20 protein-coding genes are annotated in these 22,027 nt (G+C 45.1%); 14 read left to right on the top strand and 6 right to left on the bottom strand.

Features of this window, described 5'->3' with window-relative positions; all coding sequences use genetic code 11:
* The first annotated feature begins 30 nt into the window (after positions 1-30).
* Complete coding sequence (locus CJU60_RS18375; RefSeq protein WP_024122561.1) at positions 31-342, top strand: rhodanese-like domain-containing protein; 312 nt, start codon at positions 31-33, stop codon at positions 340-342.
* Between the two features lie 24 nt (positions 343-366).
* Here the strand turns inward: CJU60_RS18375 and melA are convergent, their stop codons facing one another.
* Genes melA through CJU60_RS18350 form a run of 5 tightly spaced genes read right to left on the bottom strand, consistent with a single transcriptional unit; the run spans position 367 to position 5,764 of the window.
* Positions 367-1,665, bottom strand: coding sequence for an alpha-galactosidase MelA (gene melA / locus CJU60_RS18370; RefSeq protein WP_024122560.1), 1,299 nt, complete (start codon positions 1,663-1,665; stop codon positions 367-369).
* 21 nt (positions 1,666-1,686) lie between these two features.
* On the bottom strand, positions 1,687-2,517 hold the full coding sequence (locus CJU60_RS18365) for a carbohydrate ABC transporter permease (RefSeq protein WP_095714557.1): 831 nt from the start codon (positions 2,515-2,517) through the stop codon (positions 1,687-1,689).
* On the bottom strand, positions 2,514-3,425 hold the full coding sequence (locus CJU60_RS18360) for a carbohydrate ABC transporter permease (protein ID WP_095714556.1): 912 nt from the start codon (positions 3,423-3,425) through the stop codon (positions 2,514-2,516). Before CJU60_RS18360 ends, CJU60_RS18365 begins: the two co-directional genes overlap by 4 nt.
* Positions 3,418-4,695 carry an ABC transporter substrate-binding protein gene (locus tag CJU60_RS18355; protein ID WP_095714555.1) on the bottom strand — a complete coding sequence of 426 codons (1,278 nt, stop codon included), beginning with the start codon at positions 4,693-4,695 and terminating at the stop codon, positions 3,418-3,420. Before CJU60_RS18355 ends, CJU60_RS18360 begins: the two co-directional genes overlap by 8 nt.
* Before the next feature lie 10 nt (positions 4,696-4,705).
* Positions 4,706-5,764 (bottom strand): LacI family DNA-binding transcriptional regulator, encoded by a 1,059-nt coding sequence (locus CJU60_RS18350; RefSeq protein WP_024122556.1) that lies wholly within the window; start codon positions 5,762-5,764, stop codon positions 4,706-4,708.
* Between the two features lie 246 nt (positions 5,765-6,010).
* Here CJU60_RS18350 and CJU60_RS18345 point away from each other — a divergent pair, with 246 nt between their 5' ends.
* From CJU60_RS18345 to CJU60_RS18300, 10 genes are all read left to right on the top strand, one after another.
* On the top strand, positions 6,011-6,910 hold the full coding sequence (locus tag CJU60_RS18345; RefSeq protein ID WP_095714554.1) for a dienelactone hydrolase family protein: 900 nt from the start codon (positions 6,011-6,013) through the stop codon (positions 6,908-6,910).
* 267 nt (positions 6,911-7,177) lie between these two features.
* Positions 7,178-7,972 (top strand): 6-carboxyhexanoate--CoA ligase, encoded by a 795-nt coding sequence (bioW, locus tag CJU60_RS18340; protein WP_095714553.1) that lies wholly within the window; start codon positions 7,178-7,180, stop codon positions 7,970-7,972.
* On the top strand, positions 7,944-9,290 hold the full coding sequence (gene bioA, locus CJU60_RS18335; RefSeq protein WP_095714552.1) for an adenosylmethionine--8-amino-7-oxononanoate transaminase: 1,347 nt from the start codon (positions 7,944-7,946) through the stop codon (positions 9,288-9,290). Before bioW ends, bioA begins: the two co-directional genes overlap by 29 nt.
* Positions 9,280-10,452 carry an 8-amino-7-oxononanoate synthase gene (gene bioF / locus CJU60_RS18330; RefSeq protein WP_095714551.1) on the top strand — a complete coding sequence of 391 codons (1,173 nt, stop codon included), beginning with the start codon at positions 9,280-9,282 and terminating at the stop codon, positions 10,450-10,452. Before bioA ends, bioF begins: the two co-directional genes overlap by 11 nt.
* Positions 10,449-11,144, top strand: a complete 696-nt coding sequence (gene bioD / locus CJU60_RS18325; RefSeq protein ID WP_095714550.1) for a dethiobiotin synthase — start codon at positions 10,449-10,451, stop codon at positions 11,142-11,144. The genes bioF and bioD overlap by 4 nt, the downstream gene beginning before the upstream one ends.
* A gap of 2 nt (positions 11,145-11,146) precedes the next feature.
* A complete protein-coding gene (bioB, locus tag CJU60_RS18320) occupies positions 11,147-12,154 on the top strand; it encodes a biotin synthase BioB (RefSeq protein ID WP_095714549.1) in 1,008 nt (335 codons plus the stop codon).
* Positions 12,155-12,243: 89 nt separating this feature from the next.
* The gene (gene bioI, locus CJU60_RS18315; RefSeq protein ID WP_095714548.1) at positions 12,244-13,428 is read left to right on the top strand and encodes a biotin biosynthesis cytochrome P450; all 1,185 of its coding nucleotides are present in this window, start codon (positions 12,244-12,246) and stop codon (positions 13,426-13,428) included.
* Between the two features lie 86 nt (positions 13,429-13,514).
* A complete protein-coding gene (locus CJU60_RS18310) occupies positions 13,515-14,285 on the top strand; it encodes an NAD-dependent epimerase/dehydratase family protein (protein ID WP_095714547.1) in 771 nt (256 codons plus the stop codon).
* A 204-nt stretch (positions 14,286-14,489) separates the two neighbouring features.
* Positions 14,490-15,350: a carbohydrate ABC transporter permease gene (locus CJU60_RS18305; RefSeq protein WP_081638357.1), complete on the top strand. Its 861-nt coding sequence runs from the start codon at positions 14,490-14,492 to the stop codon at positions 15,348-15,350.
* 23 nt (positions 15,351-15,373) lie between these two features.
* Positions 15,374-16,864 carry an extracellular solute-binding protein gene (locus tag CJU60_RS18300; protein WP_024122547.1) on the top strand — a complete coding sequence of 497 codons (1,491 nt, stop codon included), beginning with the start codon at positions 15,374-15,376 and terminating at the stop codon, positions 16,862-16,864.
* A gap of 39 nt (positions 16,865-16,903) precedes the next feature.
* Here CJU60_RS18300 and CJU60_RS18295 read toward each other — a convergent pair whose 3' ends face one another.
* On the bottom strand, positions 16,904-19,219 hold the full coding sequence (locus CJU60_RS18295) for a helix-turn-helix domain-containing protein (RefSeq protein WP_095714546.1): 2,316 nt from the start codon (positions 19,217-19,219) through the stop codon (positions 16,904-16,906).
* 207 nt (positions 19,220-19,426) lie between these two features.
* Between CJU60_RS18295 and rmgP the strand changes: the two genes are divergently transcribed.
* The 3 genes from rmgP to CJU60_RS18280 are packed head-to-tail and all read left to right on the top strand — an operon-like array spanning position 19,427 to position 22,021.
* On the top strand, positions 19,427-20,392 hold the full coding sequence (gene rmgP / locus CJU60_RS18290; protein WP_024122546.1) for a polygalacturonan/rhamnogalacturonan ABC transporter permease: 966 nt from the start codon (positions 19,427-19,429) through the stop codon (positions 20,390-20,392).
* Between the two features lie 7 nt (positions 20,393-20,399).
* Positions 20,400-21,521: a glycoside hydrolase family 88/105 protein gene (locus CJU60_RS18285; protein WP_141243803.1), complete on the top strand. Its 1,122-nt coding sequence runs from the start codon at positions 20,400-20,402 to the stop codon at positions 21,519-21,521.
* Positions 21,518-22,021 carry a lipoprotein YteS gene (locus CJU60_RS18280; RefSeq protein ID WP_095714544.1) on the top strand — a complete coding sequence of 168 codons (504 nt, stop codon included), beginning with the start codon at positions 21,518-21,520 and terminating at the stop codon, positions 22,019-22,021. Before CJU60_RS18285 ends, CJU60_RS18280 begins: the two co-directional genes overlap by 4 nt.
* The last annotated feature ends 6 nt before the right edge of the window (positions 22,022-22,027 follow it).

The following is a 22,027-nucleotide window of genomic DNA, read 5'->3' as shown; positions in this document are numbered from 1 at the left end:
CATGATTATTGGTGAATAGGAGTGTTTTCTTTGGAAATAAAAGAAATCAGCACAGCTGCTTTGCAAGAAAAAATCGAGGCGGATGAAGAATTGTATTTGATTGATGTCAGAGAAGATGAAGAGGTTGCGGAAGGCATGATCCCGCAAGCGGTTCATATTCGCATGGGGGATATTCCTGAAAAAATGGACACCCTCGATAAAGACAAAGAGTACACTTTTATCTGCCGATCAGGGATGCGCAGCATGAATGTCTGCAGGTATTTGGATGAGCAAGGCTTTAAAACAGTCAACGTAGAAGGCGGCATGATGGCCTGGGAAGGCGAAACGAAACCGAAAAACTAGGGGAGAGATCACCCCTAGTTTTTTTTATTTGTATGCTGGAAGCCAATCGCCGTGCGCTTCAAATAAATCATCACACATAGAAATAATGTCATTGATGGACAGCTCCGCACTTGTATGCGGGTCAAGCATGGCTGCCTGGTAGACAGCTTCTTTTTTTCGTGTAACAGCAGCTTCAATGGTCATCAGCTGTGTGTTGATATTCGTTCTGTTTAACGCTGCGAGCTGCTCAGGAAGTTCTCCGGCAAAGCATGGGGTTATTTTTTTTCTGTCGGCGACGCATGTCACTTCAACTACTGCTTTGGAAGGAAGGTTTGTGATGAGTCCGGTATTTAAGACGTTTCCTCCGAAGGTGAACGGCTGATTCGTTTCCATTGCTTCTATTATTCTTGAGCCATATTCCTTTGAGCGTTTATGGGTGAGGTTTTTATTGTTAACAATGTCATCCCTCATTTTCTCCCAATCTTCTATCTGTTTCACGCATCTTCTTGGATATTCGTCCAGCGGGATCTGCAGCTCGTTGATCAATTCAGGATAATTCCGCTTAATAAAATAAGGATGGTATTCTGCGTTGTGCTCTGATGATTCCGTGACGTAATAACCGAACTTATCCATCAATTCAAATCGCACCATGTCATGATGCTTTGTTTTTTGCTTTTCTCTCGCTCTCTTTTTGATTTCGGGATATAAATCAGCGCCGTCCTTTTTCACTTCCAACAGCCATGCCATATGATTGATGCCTGCGATTCGTTCTTCAATCCCGTCGTGCTCCATACCGAGAGATCTAAATAAATCTCTTGTGCACACTTGGACGCTGTGGCAGAGCCCGATCGTTTTCACATCCGTATAGCGAAGCATAGCGCCAGTCAGGGAGGCCATTGGGTTTGTATAGTTTAAAAACCAGGCGTCGGGACACATTTCCTCAATATCTCTTGCGATATCAAATAACACGGGGATTGTCCTGAGTGATCTGAATATCCCGCCGATGCCCACTGTGTCGGCAATCGTCTGCCGCAATCCGTATCGTTTAGGAATCTCAAAATCGATGACTGTGCTTGGTTTATAGCCTCCGACCTGAATGGCATTAATCACATAGCCCGCTTGCTGCAAAGCCAGTTTTCTGTCGTCATAGCTGTTGATAACCACGCTCGGATTATAGCGGTCTCTCAAATTTTCGAGCATAAGCTGAGATTCCTGCAAGCGTTTTGGGTCAATGTCGTAAAGCGCAAATTCAAATCCATTTAACGCCTCCGTTAACAAGCAGTCTCCTAAAACATTTTTTGCGAAAATTGTGCTCCCTGCACCGATAAATGTGATTTTTTTCATGTCGGTTCCTCCTTTATTTCATTATCCTTTTACCGCGCCTGATGATAGCCCGGCAATAAAGTATTTTTGCAGCGCCAGAAACAGAATGACCATCGGCAGCATTGCCATGATGGCAGCCGCGGCGACCAAATGCAGATTGTTGGCGTTTTCTCCGAAAAACCCGGCCATTGCGACAGTAAGTGTCTGCACCTTCTGATCCTGTAAAAAGAAAATCGCAAATTGATAGTCATTCCATATAAAGACACAGGAAATAATACAGATGGTGGCAGTGATCGGCTTCAGCAAAGGAAATACGATCGTAAAAAAGATTTTCAGCATTCCCGCTCCATCCATTCTTGCCGCTTCTTCAAGCTCTTTTGGAATGGTTGAACGGATAAAGCCGGAATACAAAAACACGGTTAACGGCATATACGCCGCTGTATTGATCAAAATGGCGATTGCGTGTGTGTTGACCATGCCGGCGTCCACGACCATTCTGTACAAAGGCACCATGGACGTTAACGGAGGGATGATCATAATTGAAATCAGCAGCGCGAAAACGGCTTTATTCAGCTTGGTTTCCCGCCGGGCAAGAGGATAGGCGGCCAGTGAGCCGAATATGATTAATAACAATGCCGAAACACCTGTGATGATGATTGTGTTGATAAACGAGTTGCCAAGTGAAGCGCGCTCCCATGCCTCAGAAAAATTTTGAAAGGAAATGTCAGATGGAAACAGCCATTTGGAACTGTAATCTCCTTTTTCTTTCAATGAAGTGGTCAGCAGAATGTAAAAAGGAATGAAATGCGCACAGGCTACAATGGCAGCGAGGAGTGTAATAAACCGCAGTTTGTTTGAGCGGGCGGCTCTCATGACATTTCCGTCTCCTTTCTTTTAAAGTACGCAAGCGCGCAAAAGCTGATGATCAAAATGACAAATGCCATAAATATGCCTTGTGTCGCAGCATATCCGGCATCCTGCCGTTTAAAATACAGGTCATACATAAACGTTGACATCGATTGCGACGCGTTTCCGGGTCCGCCTGCAGTGAGCGCAATTATCACGTCAAACAGCTTTAAGCCTCCGATAATGTTGATGACCATATTGATCGTGATCGAAGGCATTAACAGCGGCAGGGTGATGCCAAAAAACTGCTGGCCCCGTGTCGCGCCATCCATTTCCGCTGCTTCATAATAATCTTTCGGAATGCTTTGCAAGCCTGCCAAATAGACAATCATGGCGATGCCGACATATTGGTACGTGTTAATCATGACGATGATCCATGGGTTCGAAGACGGACTGGCGAGCGCGTTGATCGGGGTGATGCCGAAAACGCCAAGCAGGTCATTAAGCGCGCCTCCGTCATAAGAAAAGAAAAAGTACCAAATGTAGCCCATAATGAGCGGACTGATCATAACCGGCAAATACACAATGGTCCTTGTTATCGCTTTCATTTTTATGCTTTGATTTAATAGCAGGGCGTACAGAAGCCCAATGCCGTTTTGAAAAAAGGTGCTGCCGAGTCCGTATAGCAGCGTGTTTTTTAAGATATGCCATGTGTCGGGATCCGCAAACAGCCTTTCATACTGAGCGAAACCGACCCACTGATAAACCTGAGAAAATCCGTTCCAATTTGTGAAGGTGATAAAAGCGCCTTTTACAAACGGATAAATCATGAAGATCAAAACGGAGAGCAGAGCCGGAATATACATCCACCAAAGTGAGGATTGTTTTTTCGGCTTGACCTGTTTCACATGAACATCTCTTGCGATCTCACTCATTGTTTTCAGCTCCCTGTGTTCCAGATTGCTCCCGGAGTCGTTTATATTCTCTTCCCAGCTTTTTAGAAATCTCGTTGGGTGTCAAAATGTCTGCCGCAAGCTCCTGGCCGACCGTTCCCATTACATCCCACATCCCGTTCGGCAGGTACAATCGGTCGAAATAGGGCTCAACTTTCATGTTCTGATAATGCTGATAGTCTTTGGCATAGAAAATATCAGCTTTTACATTGGTCAGCCCTGAAGGAAGCGATGTGGCTTCAGCCATTTCTTTCGCATGGGCGGGACGAGCCATAAATGCGATAAATTGCTTTGCTTCCTTTAAATGAGGCGAGTCTTTCCATGCTGCCAGGGTATAGCGCTCGCCTCCAATCCATATCGGGTCATCACCGGAGTGAATAGCTGGTGTCGGGATAATCCCAACCTTTACATTCGGGTTAATTTGGGCGACGTCTTGGCCGAGGGTGCCGCCCTGCATGGTAAAAGCAATTTTGTTTTGAGCCATTAACTCAATGAGCTGTGATTTTTTTGCTGTTACGGCATCGATATTGATGAGTTTTTCTTTCTGCATTTGTTTGAGGGTATCTGAAAGATAAGTAAATTTGCTCCACTTGAAGGTGCCGTCAATGAGCTGTTTCTTTTCATTATGGGCAGGATCTGTGATGAGAAGAGGTGTTGCGAATTGGTCATAATATTGGGCGAAAGAGCTTTTGTCATATCCGGCGAACCAGAAAGGAACGATTTCTCCATTGCTTTTTTCTTTAATCGTTCTCAGTGCTTTTATAAAGTCATCCATCGTTTCCGGCGGGTCAATGCCGAAACGGTCTAACATATTGCGGTTGTACGCCAGGCCGTCCTTTGCCTGGTTGATCGGATATGCGTATACCTTTCCGCTTTTGTTTTTAAGGATGCTGTTTAAATTTGGATCAAGATTCTGAGTCCAGTTCATATCCCGGAGATCGGCTGTATACTCCCCGTACCTGATTTTCCCCCAGCCATGAGTATCAAAGAGATCAGGCAGATCATTGGCGGCCATTCTGACACGCATCATATTTTCATAGTCATTGCCTGGGAAATGAATGCTGACGCGAATGCCGCTTTCCTTTTCGAACGCTGAGGCTAGTTTTCTGAATGTGTTTCTTTCACTGTCCGTTGACATCGTAGAATAAATGGTTAACGTCTTTTTGCCCGTATCTGCAGCGCTTTCTTCAGATGAGCAACCCGGCAGAATCAGCAGAATAAGAGAGAGAAATAAAACAAATATGTGTTTCATCTTTTCCTCCTTATGATCTTGATGAACGTTTGTCTTGCGTCACCTCCTTAGCTGTGTATCCGCAGCTTTGCCTGATGATCAGTGTTGTCGGCAGGGTGACTTGATGAGGAATTGTTCGGCCGTTAAAGCGGTCGAGAAGCTGTTTTACGCCTGTGCGGCCCATTTCCTCTGTATGCACTTTCACCGTGGTTAAAGGTGTGCTGGCAAACTCGGCCTCTTCAATGCCGTTAAAGCTGACAATGGCTGTATCCCGCGGCACATGCAGATCGGCTTCCCGAAGTGCTTTCAATGCGCCGATGGCCATAGAATCACTTGCGATAAAAAAGGCTTCAGGCAGCTTGCCTTGAGTGATGGCTTTTTTCATCAGGCGATAGCCCTCGCGCATGCTGTAATCGCCGACCAGGACGTGTTCAGGCTGAGGATGGGCGGACTGCAAAAAGGCAGTCTGGCGTTTGTCCTCAATTGTTCTGCGAATGCTTTGGCCGTCCCTCAGTGTATGCTCCTTCTCCTGCCCGCCGATATAGCCTAATCGTTGGTAACCTAAATCGAAAAGGTGATCAATTGCCTGGCGTGCGGCGGCTTCAAAATCAATCCCAATCGAGTCGTATATCTGCGGATCGGGAGAATGATTGATAAATACGGCATGCTCCAATCGGCCGCTGATATGTTGAACGGCTTCGTCATGGACACGGCCGATAACAATGATACCGTCTAATTCCCGAAAAATATGCTCCTGGAAGGAACCGAGATGGATGGAGTTTGTAATGAAAATTTCCTGTTCAAAGCATTCTTTTTCAATTCCTTTGCGAATAGAAGAAAAATAAGGATCCTGCCGTTCTTCATCGGGAGATAAGCAGCTCAGCACCCCGATAAGCGGCTGGGCGCGCTGTTTTTGTCCGCGGGCTTTTCGGCGTTTAGCGACAGTTTGATAGCCTAGCTCTTCAGCGATACTGATCACTCTTTGTCTCGTTTCACCAGCCACAGAAAGCGAATGATCTTCATTTAAAATTCTCGAAACAGTAGCATTTGAAACGTTCGCTTTTAAGGCGATATCTTTTATACGAACCATGGTTACTCCCTTTCATTTGAATGAGATTTACTAAAATAAAAGAAATATTTTACTCATACGTTTTTGATAAATTGATACTATCATATGAAAGTAAGCGGTTACAATAATGAATTTCAGAATATTTTGTTATATTTAGTAAAAGTTTAGTAAACTACGATTTTTGTTTCTATATACTGTGTGAAAAATAAAGGGAATAACAAATCCGTCTCGTACATTGAAGATAAGCGAAGAAGGAAGGGTGATGGGATGAGTAACGAAAAAAGAGAGCTGCTGTTTCGATTGCTTGGTGATTTACCTGATCGGAAGCATACGGGGGCGGAAACGCTGCGTATTGAGGAAAAAGAGGGATATATAATTGAAACGCTGCTGCTTGATATAAATGGGCTTGAAAAGGTGCCTGCATATTTTGTGAAGCCGAAAGCCGCAAAAGGACGGTGCCCGGTTATATTATTTCAGCATTCGCATGGCGGGCAGTATGAACGGGGAAAAAGTGAACTGCTTGAGGGAGCGGATTATTTGAAAGCGCCTTCTTTTGCTCGGGAGCTGACTTCTCTCGGATATGGCGTATTGGCAATCGACCATTGGGGATTTGGAGACAGACGGGGAAAATCAGAAAGCGAGATTTTTAAAGAGATGCTTCTGACGGGCAGGGTGATGTGGGGCATGATGATTTACGACAGTATAAGAGCCATTGATTATGTGCAGAGCCGCCCTGATATTCAGCCTGACAGAATCGGAACGATCGGCATGTCTATGGGGGGCTTGATGGCTTGGTGGACAGCGGCGCTTGATGAACGGATTAAGGCATGTGCGGATTTATGCAGTCAGGTTGACCATCATGTACTGATTGAAACACAGAACCTTGACCGGCATGGCTTTTATTATTACGTTCCGTCTCTTGCCAAGCACTTTTCTGCATCAGATATCCAAAGCCTGATCGCACCGCGACCGCATCTTAGTCTTGCCGGCATACATGATCGGCTAACACCCGCTGAGGGAGTGAACAAAATCGAAAAAGAATTAACAGCTTTGTATGCTGAAAAAGGGGCTTCTGATTGTTACCGTATGGTGCGCTCCGCTTCAGGGCATTTTGAAACAGCTATGATGAGGCATGAAGCTCTGCAGTTTTTGAAAAAGTGGCTGTGACAGTGAAAAAGGGCAGACTTTACGTGTTTTTCTGAAATGGTTCTAAACAGGTAAGGAGGCGAGCATCTGCCCGTCTCTTCTTTTTCTAGTGGAAATACAGTTATCAGGAATATACATGATAAATAGATTTTGTTTATGAGGAAATGGCGTTCTGATATTGACAGAATTGTGTATACATAATAGTATTCTATTTGTTAACCTAAATTTATAAATGGTTAACAAATAGAATACTTTCTTCTGTAATCAAAGCTGAAAGGGCGAGAAGGTATGCAAGAAGAAACATTTTACAGTGTCAGAATGAGAGCTTCTATGAATGGGTCTCACGAAGATGGAGGAAAGCATATATCCGGAGGAGAACGGCTCATCACGTTCGATAATATGAAATGTACGGTGAATGCCTTATTAGAAAAAGGGTTATCTCACTCTAGAGGAAAACCGGATTTTATGCAAATTCAATTTGAAGAGGTTCATGAGCCGGTAAAGACGATTCATCCATTAGCAATGAAGACAAATGAAGTGGAATCCCCGGAAGAGGGACAAAGTCTTGCCCGTTTCTTATTGGAGAGAGCGGGTGTTCCAAGAAAAGTGATTGAAAAAGCATATCAACAAATGTCTGAATGGTCAGGTATCAGGGGAGCGGTGGTGTTTGATATTCACACTGGCAAACGAATTGATCAAACACACGAAAAAGGTGTGCGGGTGTCCAGAATGGATTGGCCAGACGCCAATTTTGAAAATTGGGCGCTTCGCAATAACATGCCGTCCAATTCAAGAATAAAAGAGGCTCTTGCACTTGCTTCAAAGGTGAGTGAGCATCCGGCAACTGTTGCAGAATTATGCTGGTCAGATGACCCTGATTACATAACAGGCTACGTCGCGGGTAAAAAATTGGGCTATCAGCGTATTACAGCAATGAAAGAATACGGGACTGAAGAGGGCTGCCGAATCTTTTTTGCTGACGGCTCTGTAAATGTAAACACATACATAAATGATCTCGAGAAGCAGCCTATTTTGATAGAGTGGGAGGAAGATGATGACTCAAGATTTGATAGAAAAAAGTAAAAAACATCTTTGGCTGCCTTTTACTCAAATGAAAGACTATGATGAACATCCCTTGATCATCGAAAGCGGCAACGGAATCAAAGTAAAAGACATTAACGGCAAGGAATATTATGACGGCTTTTCTTCCGTTTGGCTTAATGTGCACGGGCACCGCAAAAAGGAATTAGATGAGGCCATCATAAAACAGCTTGGCAAAATTGCTCACTCCACATTATTGGGCATGGCCAACGTTCCGGCGACTGAACTTGCCGAGACCTTAATCGAGATCAGTCCGGAGAAGCTGACGCGTGTTTTTTATTCGGACAGCGGTGCAGAAGCGATGGAAATTGCTCTTAAAATGGCGTTTCAATATTGGAAGAACATCGGGAAGCCTGAGAAACAAAAATTTATTGCAATGAAAAATGGGTATCACGGCGATACGATCGGTGCCGTCAGTGTCGGTTCAATTGAACTGTTCCACCACGTCTATGGCCCGTTAATGTTTGATAGTTATAAAGCTCCGATCCCTTATGTATACCGCTCTGAAAGCGGCGATCCTGTGCAGAGCCGTGATGAGTGTCTCTATGCGCTTGAACAGCTGCTGAAGGAACACCATCACGAAATTGCAGCACTTTCGATTGAATCAATGGTTCAAGGAGCATCCGGCATGATTGTGATGCCGGAAGGATACTTGGCAGGTGTGCGCGAGCTTTGTACAGCTTACGATGTCTTAATGATTGTTGATGAAGTTGCCACTGGTTTTGGGCGTACGGGGAAAATGTTTGCATGTGAGCACGAAAATGTTCAGCCTGATCTAATGGCTGCCGGCAAAGGCATTACAGGAGGCTATTTGCCGATAGCTGTCACTTTTGCCACCGAAGACATCTACCATGCATTCTACGATGATTACAAAGAACAAAAAACCTTTTTCCACGGTCACTCCTATACAGGAAATCAGCTTGGCTGTGCGGTTGCTCTTGAAAACCTGAGATTATTTGAATCTGAAAACATCGTTGAACAAGTCGCGCAAAAAAGTAAAAAGCTCCATTTACTTCTTCAAGACCTGCATGCACTTCCTCACGTTGGGGATATTCGGCAGCTCGGCTTTATGTGCGGCGCAGAGCTTGTTCAGTCAAAGGAAACCAAACGGCCTTATCCTGCTGATCGGCGAGTGGGGTACAAAGTTTCTTTGAAAATGAGAGAGCTCGGGATGCTGACGCGACCGCTCGGCGATGTAATTGCATTTCTGCCTCCGCTTGCCAGCACAGCTGAAGAGCTCGAAGCAATGGTGTCTATTATGAAAGAAGCAATCCAAGAGGTAACCAGCCTTGAGCATTGACAGCTGGTTAAGCCGCCGGTTAGACAAAGCGAAGGGAGCCGGCGTATACCGTACACTGCGAACAATGAATGGGCCTCCAATTCCGGAGGTGACGATTGATGGCAAAAATCAAACGGTCTGGTCGTCAAACAATTATTTAGGTCTCGCAAACCATAACCGCTTGATCTCTGCAGCTCAAGAAGCACTGCAGCAATTTGGAGCAGGAAGCACCGGCTCGCGTTTAACGACGGGCAATTCGATCTGGCATGAAAAACTCGAAAAAAAGATTGCCGGCTTTAAACGGACAGAAGCGGCTTTACTGTTTTCAAGCGGCTATTTAGCCAATGTCGGTGTCCTTTCTTCGTTACCTGAAAAAGGGGACGTCATTTTAAGTGATCAATTAAATCATGCAAGTATCATCGATGGCTGCCGCCTGTCTAAGGCTGATACGGTCATTTATCGCCATATCGAAATGGCTGATCTTGAAGAAAAACTGAAAGAAACACAGCGGTACCAGCGCCGTTTTATCGTAACAGACGGGGTATTCAGCATGGATGGCACGATTGCCCCTCTTGATCAGATCATCTCTCTTGCTAAAAGCTGCAATGCTTACGTGATCGTTGATGATGCGCATGCAACAGGTGTTTTGGGAGAATCAGGAGGAGGGACGAGTGAACATTTCGGTGTTTGTCCTGACATTGTCATCGGCACGTTAAGCAAAGCTGCCGGAGCGGAAGGGGGATTCGCTGCAGGTTCAGCGGTATTCATCGACTTTCTGCTGAACCATGCCAGAACGTTTATCTTTCAAACCGCTATTCCGCCGGCAAGCTGTGCAGCTGCCCATGAGGCGTTAGACATCATGGAGGCCAGCAAGGAAAAACGACAGCTTTTATATTCTTATATCCAGATGATCAAAACGAATCTGAAGCACATGGGCTATGTGGTGAAGGGGCATCATACACCGATTATTCCGGTGGTCATCGGCGATACCCGAAAAACGGTCACGTTTGCTGAAAAACTGCAGGACAAAGGAATCTATGCCCCTGCCATTCGTCCGCCGACCGTTGCGCCAGGAGAAAGCCGTATCCGATTAACCATCACTGCTGGGCACAGTATGAGGGATATTGATCATTTGCTGGAAGCATTTCGTTCAATCGGAAAGGAGCTGAACATCATTTCATGAGAGGTTTTTTTGTAACCGGAACAGATACAGAAGTGGGGAAAACGGTGATATCCTGCGGTCTTGCAGCCTTATTGCGGGAAAATAAGATGGATGTCGGAGTATTTAAACCATTTCTAAGCGGGATCTCCCCTCATCATCCAGAGAGCGACACAAACCTGCTGAAAGAGATGTCGCAAACGAGTCTTTCACATGAAGAGATTACGCCTTTTGCATTCAAAGAGCCGCTAGCTCCATACGTTGCAGGAAAGCTGGAGGGAAAGGCTGTCAAAATGGAAGAGGTCGTACGCCATTGGGAGCGGATAAGAGAAAAACATGATTGCTTCATCGTAGAAGGTGCGGGCGGGATTTCTGTGCCATTGGGAGAGGATTTTTTAGTCAGTCATGTCATAAAAGCGTTACAGCTTCCAGTGATTATTGTGGCACGCCCTCATCTTGGAACGATTAATCACACCTTTTTAACTGTTCAATATGCCAAAAGCATGGGTCTTCCAATCGCCGGAATCGTCATCAATGGAATCAGTGATTCTCCTGATCATGATGAAAAAACCAATCCTGAAATGATTGAGAGCTTATGCGGTGTGCCGCTATTAGGAGTGACGCCAAAGCTGATAAACACAACAAAAGAAACGATTCAGGATATGGTGAAGGACCATATAGATTTATCATTACTGATCAATCGAGTGGGGGCATGAAAATGAATCAATGGATGGAACTTGCAGACCGGGTGCTGGACGGAGCAGAGGTGACCAACGAAGAGGCGCTTTCGATTTTAAACTGTCCAGATGAAGACATCTTGCTTTTGATGCATGGAGCTTTTCACATCAGAAAACGATTTTATGGAAAAAAAGTAAAGCTCAATATGATTATGAATGCAAAATCAGGGCTCTGTCCGGAAAATTGCGGCTATTGTTCCCAGTCTGCCATTTCAAAAGCGCCGATTGAGAGTTACCGGATGGTGAATAAGGAAACCCTTCTGGAAGGCGCAAAGCGGGCGCATGATTTGAACATAGGTACATATTGTATCGTTGCAAGCGGCAGGGGGCCGTCCAACAGAGAGGTCGATCAGGTCGTAGAAGCGGTACAGGAAATAAAAGAGACGTATGGGCTGAAAATTTGTGCGTGTCTCGGACTGCTAAAGCCGGAGCAGGCGAAACGGCTGAAAGCAGCCGGAGTAGACCGCTATAATCATAATGTCAATACATCTCAGAGAAATCATTCAAACATTACCACGTCACATACGTACGAAGACAGGGTCAATACGGTTGAGATTGCAAAAACCTCCGGCATGTCTCCATGTTCAGGCGCCATTATCGGGATGAAGGAAACGAAACGGGATGTCATCGATATCGCACAAAGCTTGAAAGCCCTTGACGCCGATTCCATTCCGGTGAATTTTTTGCATGCGATTGACGGCACACCATTAGAAGGCGTAAATGAATTAAACCCGCTGTATTGTTTAAAAGTGCTGGCGCTGTTCCGTTATATCAATCCGTCAAAAGAAATCCGCATTTCTGGTGGAAGAGAGGTCAATCTCCGCTCATTGCAGCCATTGGGGCTGTATGCCGCCAACTCCATCTTTGTCGGAGATTATTTAACGACTTCCGGACAGGAGGAGACGGAGGATCATAAAATGCTGAGTGATTTAGGATTTGAAGTAGAATCGGTCGAAGAAATGAAAGCCAGTTTAAGTGCAAATAGCTGAAAGCAAGAATAGAAGCAATCGGTGTCATGTCGATTGCTTTTATTTTTATAGAGTCAAAATGATGATGTCAGAATCATGAGAGGGAGCATATGACAATTCCAATTTCACTTACACCTTCTGCGTTTTTTAAAAACCCTTATCCTTATTACGACACATTACGTTCTGCACACCCTTTATATAAAGGGAATGTTTTGAAGTATCCAGGCTGGTATGTCACGGGATATGAGGAAGCGGCAGCAATTCTGAAAGATACCAGATTCAAAACACGTGTCCCGCTGCCCGAGACGTCTATGAAATATAAGGATCTAAATCATGTCCAGAAGCAGATGATGCTGTTTCAGAATCAGCCTGATCATAGGCGTCTGCGTCTACCGGTCAGCGGCGTATTTACTCCGAGAATGACAGAGGGCTATCGCCCATTTATAAATGAAACTGTCCATCAGTTGCTTGATCAAGTGCAAGGGGAAAAAAAGATGGAGCTGATTTCTGACCTTGCTTTTCCTTTGGCAAGCAGCATTATAGCTAAGATCATAGGTGTGCCGGCAGAAGGAAGGGATCAATTTAAAGAGTGGGCATCAAGCCTTGTTCAAACGATTGATTTTACCCGATCAAGAAAGGTGTTAACAGATGGCAATCAGATCACTGTAAAGATGAGGGGGTATTTTAGAGAGCTTATTCAAAAACGGAAACAAAAACCGCAGCATGACGTGGTCAGCATGCTGCTGAAGGAAGAGCAGGCTGATAAGCTGACGGAAGAGGAAGTGGCATCAACGTGTATATTGCTGGCGATCGCCGGACATGAAACAACAGTGAATCTCATCAGCAACTCAATTCTATGTCTGCTGCAGCATCAAGAACAGCTTTTGCAGCTCAAAGAAAACCCAGCTCTGATTCATACCGCAGTTGAGGAATGTTTACGTTATGAAAGTCCCACACAAATGACAGCCCGTGTTGCGTCAGAAGATATTGAAATGAATGGCGTAACGATTCGACAAGGGGAGCATGTCTATATTCTGCTGGGGGCTGCCAATCGAGACCCAAAAGTATTCGCGCATGCCAATGAGTTCGATATCACCAGAAGCCCTAATCCCCATCTTTCATTCGGACAGGGCCACCATATTTGTATAGGTTCCTCACTGGCACGGCTAGAAGCAAAAATTGCAATTAACACTCTTCTGCAGCGCATGCCCGGCCTGCAGCTCGCTGTTTCTGAAGTGCGATACCGGAAGCTAATTGGTTTTAGAGCGCTTATGGAGCTGCCGGTTATTTTTTAATGAAGGCTAAAGGAAGCCATGTGAATGCTGAAAACGTGTCGTCCCCGGCGAAAATGGGCAATCTATAAAAAAAGGGGAGTGAACATATGAGAAAAGTGCTGATCGCCGGCGGAAATGGTGTGATTGGGAGGATATTGGCTAAAGGGCTTATGTCTGAGTACGAGGTGACGGTGCTGGATAAAGACCGTTACGAGGGCTTAGCACCCGCTATTCAGGCAGACGCGTCAAACTATGATGATCTATTGAAAAAGATTCCGAGAGATACAGACGTGATCGTGAACTTACTCGCTGTCAAAATCAAATACGATGTCATGGACACAGCTGAATTTGAAAAAATGACGGATATTTTTTATAGAGCAAGCTACTATTTGTGCCGCGCGGCAGCAGAGCTCGGCATCTCAAAGGTTGTTTTCGCCAGCAGCAATCATGTGACAGATGTGTACGAAAAAGACGGGCGTTCGCTCTTAGGGCGGGAAATCACAATCGACGATTATCCGCTGTCAAAAAATCTATACGGCGTCCTAAAGCTGACCTCGGAACATATCGGCCACCTGTTTTATCTGGAAAATAAGCTCTCTGTCATCAACCTTCGAATCGGAACGGTCGTCACAGATGAAATGGATACACTGCATGAGAACGACCGGACGAAAAAAACGCTTCTTTCCCACCCGGACTTGCTGTCGATTTTTAAAGCAGCCATTGAAACGAATATCCGTTACGGCACTTATTACGCCGTCTCTGACAATCCCGGCAAGCCGTGGTCGATAGAATCCGCGGTTCAGGAGCTTGGGTTTGTGCCTCAAATTAATACCGCTGAGCTTCTGAAAGAGGAAGAGAACGGCAATAACAGAGCATAATCATTTTCTAAGATTATGCTCTTTTTCTTTTATGATCGGTTACAAGCCAATTCCGATGCCGCTGGGCAAGGGACAGTGTTCAAATGATTATAGACATGGCAATCACACATTTGCTACATTTTAGACACGATATCGTCACATGCTGCAGCTCGTTTTAACAAAATGACAACGCTTACAAAGGGGGTGGGAACGATCGCACATTCACTGAAAAATCGCCTGTTTGATATTTTGATTTACGGATTTTTGCTGATGTTCGCTTTAATATGCGTACTTCCGTTTATTCATGTCATTGCGGCATCCTTTGCCACAGTAGAGGAAGTGGTTTCGAAAAAATTCATTTTAATACCGACCACTTTTTCGCTCGATGCCTATCGTTACATTTTTTCGACAGATATCATTTATAAAAGCTTGCTCGTTTCTGTGTTTGTGACAGTTGTAGGCACGGCGGTCAGCATGTTTCTTTCTTCATTGATGGCTTACGGTTTATCCCGCCGCGACTTAATTGGGCGGCAGCCGCTCATGTTTCTCGTCGTATTTACGATGCTCTTCAGCGGCGGAATGATTCCGACTTTCCTGGTGGTCAAATCGCTTGGATTGCTCGATTCTTACTGGGCCCTTATTTTGCCGACAGCGATTAATGCCTTTAACTTGATCATTCTGAAAAACTTCTTTCAAAACATCCCGGCGAGCCTGGAAGAGTCCGCAAAAATTGACGGCTGCAATGACTTGGGGATTTTCTTCAAAATTGTGCTGCCGCTGTCTCTTCCAGCGATCGCAACGATTTCACTGTTTTATGCGGTGACGTACTGGAATACGTATATGACGGCGATCTTGTACTTAAATGATTCAGCTAAGTGGCCGATTCAGGTGCTTTTGCGCCAAATCGTTATTGTATCAAGCGGGGTACAAGGGGATATGTCGGAAATGGGCTCGGGCAGCCCGCCGCCTGAGCAAACGATCAAAATGGCAGTAATAGTCGTAGCGACCATTCCGGTTCTGCTGGTCTATCCATTTATTCAAAAGCATTTTGCAAAAGGGGCTTTGCTGGGGTCTGTCAAAGGATAAAGAATATGAAACGGAGGGATATGATGGGAAACAAATGGAGGGTGCTTCTGATTGTGCTTGTATTTGCTCTCGGAGGAGTGCTGGCGGGCTGTAAAGGAGCTGATCAATCATCAGGCAAGGCGGACTCGGATTCAAAGGTAAAGCTGTCTATGATGGCGATTTTGTATCACCAGCAGCCGCCGAAAGACAGGGCGATCAAAGAAATTGAGAAGCTGACAAATACAGAATTGGACATCACGTGGGTTCCTGATGCGGTGAAAGAAGACAGACTGAATGCGGCGCTTGCAGCCGGCAATCTTCCGCAAATCGTGACGATTCAAGACATTAAAAATTCGTCTGTCATGAATGCCTTCAGATCGGGAATGTTCTGGGAAATCGGCGATTATATCAAAGATTATCCGAATTTAAACAAGATGAATAAACTCATTAATAAAAATGTCACAATCGATGGCAAGCTTTACGGGATATACAGAGAGCGTCCCCTCTCGAGACAAGGCATCGTCATTCGGAAGGACTGGCTGGACAATTTGAATTTGAAAACGCCGGAAACGCTGGATGATCTTTATGAAGTTGCCAAAGCGTTTACAGAGAACGACCCGGACAAGGATGGAAAAGATGATACATTCGGATTGACTGACCGAAATGATCTGATTTACGGCGCTTTTAAGACGCTTGGCTCATATGAAGGCATGCCGACAGACTGGAAGGAATCAAATGGCACATTTACACCTGATTTCATGACGAAAGAATACAAAGACACAATGGATTACATGAAAAAACTGCGTGATAACGGCTACATGAATAAAGACTTTCCAGTCACAAGCAAAACCCAGCAGCAGGAGCTGTTTTCTCAAGGAAAGGCCGGCATCTATATCGGGAATATGGTGGACGCTGTCAATTTGCGTGACAATGCCTCCGATAAATCAATGGAGCTGGAGATCATCAACCGCATAAAAGGCCCTGACGGAAAAGAGCGTGTATGGGCGTCAGGAGGGCATAATGGTGTATTTGCTTTTCCGAAAACGAGTGTGAAATCAGAAGCCGAGCTGAAACGGATCTTGGCGTTCTTTGACCGAATAGCCGAAGAGGACGTCTACAGCCTGATGACATACGGCATTGACGGGGTTCATTACAATAAAGGAAAAGGCAAAACATTCACCAGAAAAGAAAGCCAGGTAAAAGATTGGCAGACTGATATTCAGCCGCTGTCCGCCTTAATCGCCATTGATAAAGCCTACTTAAAAAACACCGGTGATCCGCTGCGGACAGCGTACGAGGAGCTGACGGAAGACAATGAAAACATCATCGTCTCCAATCCGGCAGAGAGCTTGTATTCCGCCGCGGAGTCTGAGCGCGGAGATGAACTGAAAAAAATGATAGACGATGCCACCTATAAATATATGATCGGAGAAATTACAGAAAGCCAGTTTGATAAAGAAGTTGAAAAATGGGAAACAAGCGGAGGAAAGCAGATTATTCAGGAATACGAGGAAGCGTTTAAAAAAACAAAGTGATACTGAAAAAGCCCAAAACGCACTAGCGGTTTTGGGTTTTTATATGCTTCTTTTTTGCTGGCGGTAGTTGCCCGGTGTGATGCCTTCCAGCTTTTTAAAGGATCTGATAAAGTTTTGCGAGTTTTTGTATTTGAGCTTTTCAGCTATGTCTTTCACCGCCATGTCGGATTCAGCCAGCCAGCTTTTTGCCATATGGTGGCGGTAATTCGAGACATACTCGCTGAATGAAATGCCCATTTCTTTTTTGAAAATACTGCTTAAGTAGTTCGGGTTGTAATGCAGCCTGCGGGCAATTTCGTCCAGCGTTAAATCGGATTCAAACTCATGGTGGATGATATGGATTATGTTGTCGGAAATATTTTTATACTGTGCATCGGCCCGGGCATTTACTTTGTTTGTCATCGGATCAATGAATTCTTGCTTCAGCCAGTTTTCAGTATCCTCGAATGTCTTCAGCTCAAAAATTTGGTCATACAGCATTTTGTTTTCTTCAAGCTCAAATAGTTCAATTCCGAGTACATGCATCAGTTCAATGACATGATTCAGAAAACGGGCGATTGCGATCTGAAATTGGTACGGGTTGGTGTTGTGTGTAAAAATCGACTGTAAAATCGCGTGCAGGCATTTGTCTGCTTTCTCCTTGTCGCCGGCTTTTACAGCATCGAACAGCTCATGCTGAAGCTGCTTCGGAAAATGGGTTTTGAACGTTTTTTTCTGATCCAGGTCTTCATAAAAGATTATCGATTTGTTTTCTGCTTTCAGCCGGTATTTTAACGCTTCTAAGCCTTCCGCATAAGCGTTTTTCGCCATTGCTAATGCATCAAACGGCTGGCTGACGCCGATGCTGACAGACAGGTGCAGCTCAGCTTCAACTGTATCCTGAATCATCCGGGCAGTATCATTCAGCTCGGCCATAAATTCCTCTTTTGTTCCGCTCTCATTCATCAATATGGTTGCCTGCTGTTTATCAACTACCGCTGGTGCGAGGCGTTTTTCCGCGGGGATGTTTCGCTCAATCAGGCTGTTGACGGCAAACAACAGCAGATCCATATCTTTTTTCTCATACGGTGTTTGATTCAGCGTGTCAATTTGGAGCACCAGCAGGGCGAGATGCCGCCATTTTTGTTTTAAGCCGAGGCTTTCAAAGCGGTTATTGACCTCCTCATCCGTCAGCTTTCCAAGCATAAGCCTGACCATAAAATATTGCTGAAGATGAGTGGCCTGCTGCCTCATTGTTTCTTCAAGGTCGTCGTTTCTGTTTTTGAGCTGTTTGAAGCTTTGCTCAATTAATTCAAACTCGTTTTGATGAGGCTGTTTTTCTGGAAAGGCTCCGTGCCGCGCAAACGATTCATAAAGCAGCCGGATCGGCTTATAAAAATGACGGGAGCCCAGCCAAGAGAATAACAATGAAAGCGCTAACAAAACGAAACATACCGTAAAGGTGATCCAGCCGATCGACTTGGCTTCTTTTTTTAGTTCGGGCAGGGAAACGAGAGAAAAATAAGTCCACGTGTTATAGTCTGATTTTTGATAGGTCACTTTATAATGAATGCGGTCAATGACTGTTTCAAACTGGCCGCTTTTGGAGCTTTGCGCCAGCATTTTTTTGACAAAATCGTCGTTTTGAAGAGAATCGCCTATATCAGACATGTTGTTGTGAAGGATGATTCGGCCTTTTTCATCAATGATAAACACGCTGTTTGCGCTTGAATAATCAGGCATATTTTTAACGAGTGAACAGCTTGGGATGCTTGCGGCTGCCAGTCCCTTCGTGTTTGTGCTGTTCAGCGGGAGCTGCTTAATCAAATTGATATTATACCGGCAGCTTTCTGAAGCGCCTTCCTTTGTGGAGATCAAACGGTTATTTTTTTCCAGCGTCCAATAGGACCGGCTCGCTTTGTTTTTCGAATACGCCTCGGCTGCTTCATGAAGGGAGTCCGTATTCATGCGGTACAAACCGGAATTGTTCATGTACCAGTTTTTCATATAGCTGACAAGCGTCATGTTGGACAAATCGGTATCAAAGCTTTGCAAATAGTTGAGCTCTTGGTTCACTTGGTCATAGATTTGAAATTGGTCAGAGTGCAAAGGCTCGGACAGTGTGCGGAGGAGAGGCGGCGAACTCACATAGTGGGTTAAAGAATGATCGACGGTTTTTAGGATGTGCTCGATGCTTAGCTGGGTCTGCTGGAGTGTGTCGAGTTTTTCCTCCGAAACGTTGGAGATGGCCGTTTTCTGAGAGTGCTCGTACGAAAACAAACCGACCAAAATGACGGGAATGGTGCTGAGTAAACAAAAAAACGTGATGAGTTTGTAATAAAACTTGTATTGGCTTCTTTTCATAAAACCCCCCATTTCATAACACCTTAATACAATTAATCCAAAGATTGATAGATATTGTCAATAATCATTTTCTAATATCGGTGTCTTTTTTTCAGATAGAGAGGCGAAACCCTTGATGACAAAGGGCTCAGGCAGAATGTGATCATATGATTGTAGACGGACTTTTGCACGCTGCGCTACAGTGAAAACAAGAACCCGTGAAAGGAGGCTTTGAAAAAGATGAAAACAGCAGAAGCGCAAGCGCCGGCTGTAGACGCAGTCATGTTTAAAAAAGAAAAAAGAAAGCGCTTACTAAATAAGCTGCTGCAGCAAAAGTTTTTGTACTTTATGATTTTGCCGGGATGTATTTATTTTTTGCTTTTTAAATATGTTCCAATGTGGGGAATCGTGATTGCGTTTCAGGATTATCAGCCGTTTCTTGGCATTTGGGGCAGCGAGTGGGTCGGGCTGAAGCATTTTATCAGGCTGTTTACAGAGCCTACATTTTTTGTCCTGTTAAAAAATACGCTCGTGCTCTTTGCCTTGAATCTGGCCATTTTTTTTCCGGTGCCGATTTTATTAGCGCTTCTTCTAAACGAAGTGCGGATTGCACTCTTTAAAAAATTCGTTCAGACGCTGATTTATATTCCGCACTTTATGTCCTGGGTCATTGTTGTATCGCTGTCATTTGTGCTTTTGACAGTAGACGGGGGCCTGATTAATGAACTGATTACGTTTTTTGGCGGTGAAAAAATCAATTTTCTGCTGAATGAAGAGTGGTTCCGTCCGCTGTATATTCTGCAGGTCATCTGGAGAGAAGCGGGCTGGTCAACGATCATCTACCTGGCCGCAATGACGGCGGTTGATCCTCAGCTTTATGAAGCGGCGAAAATGGACGGAGCGGGACGGCTGCGGCAAATGTGGCATATTACGCTGCCGGCTATCAAAAGCGTCATCGTCGTTTTGCTGATTTTAAAAATTGGGGATACGCTGGAGCTTGGCTTTGAGCATGTATATTTGCTGTTAAACGCCACAAACAGGGAAGTCGCGGAAATTTTTGATACGTACGTTTATACTGCAGGGCTGAAACAGGGCCAATTCAGCTACAGTACAGCGGTCGGCGTATTTAAAGCGGCGGTCGGGCTGATTTTGGTCATGCTTGCGAATCGTTTGGCGAAGAAATTTGGCGAGGAAGGAATCTATTAAGAAAGGGATGGTATCAATGGATCAATCAATCGCTGTAAAGTCGCCTCTTACGTATGCGGAGGCATTGGCAGAAACGATTATGAACACGTATACAGTGGAGGAGCTGCCGCCTGCAAACCGCTGGCACTACCATCAAGGTGTTTTCTTATGCGGTGTATTGCGGCTGTGGGAAGCAACCGGACAAAAGCGATATTTTGAGTATGCGAAAGCTTATGCAGATCTCTTAATTGATGATTATGGCAATCTATTATTCAGAAGAGATGAGCTGGACGCCATTCAAGCTGGTCTTATTCTTTTTCCATTATACGAACATACGAGTGATGAGCGGTATGTAAATGCCGCAAAAAGGCTGCGAGGACTATATGGAACGCTGAACCGGACGTCTGAGCAGGGGTTCTGGCATAAAGACGGCTATCCTTATCAGATGTGGCTTGACGGCTTATATATGGGCGGGCCGTTTGCGCTGAAATATGCCAATTTGAAGCACGAGCCGGAGCTGTTTGACATGGTTGTGCTTCAGGAAGGCCTGATGAGAAAGCATACGAAGGATCCAAAGACCGGGCTCTTCTATCATGCGTGGGATGAAGCGAAAAAAATGCCTTGGGCCAGTCAAGAGACAGGCTGCTCTCCGGAGTTTTGGGCGCGTTCAATCGGCTGGTACGTCATGTCACTCGCAGACATGATTGAAGAGCTGCCTGAGAAGCACCCAACCCGTCATGTCTGGAAAAAAACACTGCAGGACATGCTCGAAAGCATCTGCCGCTGCCAAGACAAGGAAACAGGATTATGGTATCAGATCGTTGACAAGGGCGACAGATCTGACAACTGGCTGGAAAGCTCGGGATCGAGCCTGTATATGTATGCCATCGCTAAAGGAATCAATAAAGGATATCTCGACAGATCCTATAAAACGTCTTTGTTAAAAGCGTATCAAGGGCTGATTCAGCATAAAACTGAAACAACAAAAGACGGCGCGTTTCTCGTCAAAGATATATGTGTCGGAACGTCGGCAGGGTTTTATGATTATTATGTCAGCCGGGAACGGAGCACAAACGACCTTCACGGGGCGGGAGCGTTTATTTTGGCGATGACAGAATTGGAAGCGCTTCTCGGGTCAGACGAAAAATGAAAAGATCTCTATGTGCGGCTGTATGTGTGATCGTCTCGTTGCTGTTTTTGGCTTCGTGCTCAAGCAGACCGGACGGCATTCATGTCATCCTGTTTTCAGATATGCAGGCAGGCGTACAGGATAACATAAAAGAGGCCGCTGAAAAGAAGGCAGGCAGGGCAGAAATTTTTCCCGCTTTGCCGGAAAAGCTGCTGACTGAAATTACGGCTCGCGAGGGTGACGTCTTTATCGTGCCTGAAGACTTGTTTGCAGCTTACGATGATCCGGAAAATTTTCAGCCGTTAGACGGATTGTCACTGAAACATTCATCGCCCTATACAGCCGTAAATCAAAAAACGGGAGAAAAAACAGTCTATGCCGTTCTGATTGAGAAAGGGGAAAAACAGCTGAACGGCTATTCTTTTCGGCTGAATCGAAATATGGCGGCGTTTATCCCTGTATACTCCGAAAAAACAGAGGAAGCGCTGCAGCTGATTTCCCAATTAACAGAAGTCCGATAGGGGTGG

The organism is Bacillus sp. 7705b, from assembly GCF_002289525.1.
Taxonomy (GTDB): Bacteria; Bacillota; Bacilli; order Bacillales; family Bacillaceae; genus Bacillus; species Bacillus halotolerans.
The sequence above is the reverse complement of the archived record's forward strand: the minus strand, read 5'-3'. Positions and strand labels throughout refer to the sequence as shown.

Bases quoted from the DNA above. Each gene is read 5' to 3' on its own strand.
- CJU60_RS18285 (WP_141243803.1), top strand. From the start codon at position 20,400: ATGGTATCAATGGATCAATCAATCGCTGTAAAGTCGCCTCTTACGTAT.
- bioA (WP_095714552.1), top strand. From the start codon at position 7,944: ATGACTCAAGATTTGATAGAAAAAAGTAAAAAACATCTTTGGCTGCCT.
- bioD (WP_095714550.1), top strand. From the start codon at position 10,449: ATGAGAGGTTTTTTTGTAACCGGAACAGATACAGAAGTGGGGAAAACG.
- CJU60_RS18350 (WP_024122556.1), bottom strand. From the start codon at position 5,764: ATGGTTCGTATAAAAGATATCGCCTTAAAAGCGAACGTTTCAAATGCT.
- rmgP (WP_024122546.1), top strand. From the start codon at position 19,427: ATGAAAACAGCAGAAGCGCAAGCGCCGGCTGTAGACGCAGTCATGTTT.
- bioI (WP_095714548.1), top strand. From the start codon at position 12,244: ATGACAATTCCAATTTCACTTACACCTTCTGCGTTTTTTAAAAACCCT.
- bioB (WP_095714549.1), top strand. From the start codon at position 11,147: ATGAATCAATGGATGGAACTTGCAGACCGGGTGCTGGACGGAGCAGAG.
- CJU60_RS18365 (WP_095714557.1), bottom strand. From the start codon at position 2,517: ATGAGAGCCGCCCGCTCAAACAAACTGCGGTTTATTACACTCCTCGCT.
- CJU60_RS18355 (WP_095714555.1), bottom strand. From the start codon at position 4,695: ATGAAACACATATTTGTTTTATTTCTCTCTCTTATTCTGCTGATTCTG.
- CJU60_RS18280 (WP_095714544.1), top strand. From the start codon at position 21,518: ATGAAAAGATCTCTATGTGCGGCTGTATGTGTGATCGTCTCGTTGCTG.
- CJU60_RS18310 (WP_095714547.1), top strand. From the start codon at position 13,515: ATGAGAAAAGTGCTGATCGCCGGCGGAAATGGTGTGATTGGGAGGATA.
- bioW (WP_095714553.1), top strand. From the start codon at position 7,178: ATGCAAGAAGAAACATTTTACAGTGTCAGAATGAGAGCTTCTATGAAT.
- melA (WP_024122560.1), bottom strand. From the start codon at position 1,665: ATGAAAAAAATCACATTTATCGGTGCAGGGAGCACAATTTTCGCAAAA.
- CJU60_RS18295 (WP_095714546.1), bottom strand. From the start codon at position 19,219: ATGGGGGGTTTTATGAAAAGAAGCCAATACAAGTTTTATTACAAACTC.
- CJU60_RS18360 (WP_095714556.1), bottom strand. From the start codon at position 3,425: ATGAGTGAGATCGCAAGAGATGTTCATGTGAAACAGGTCAAGCCGAAA.
- CJU60_RS18300 (WP_024122547.1), top strand. From the start codon at position 15,374: ATGGGAAACAAATGGAGGGTGCTTCTGATTGTGCTTGTATTTGCTCTC.
- CJU60_RS18345 (WP_095714554.1), top strand. From the start codon at position 6,011: ATGAGTAACGAAAAAAGAGAGCTGCTGTTTCGATTGCTTGGTGATTTA.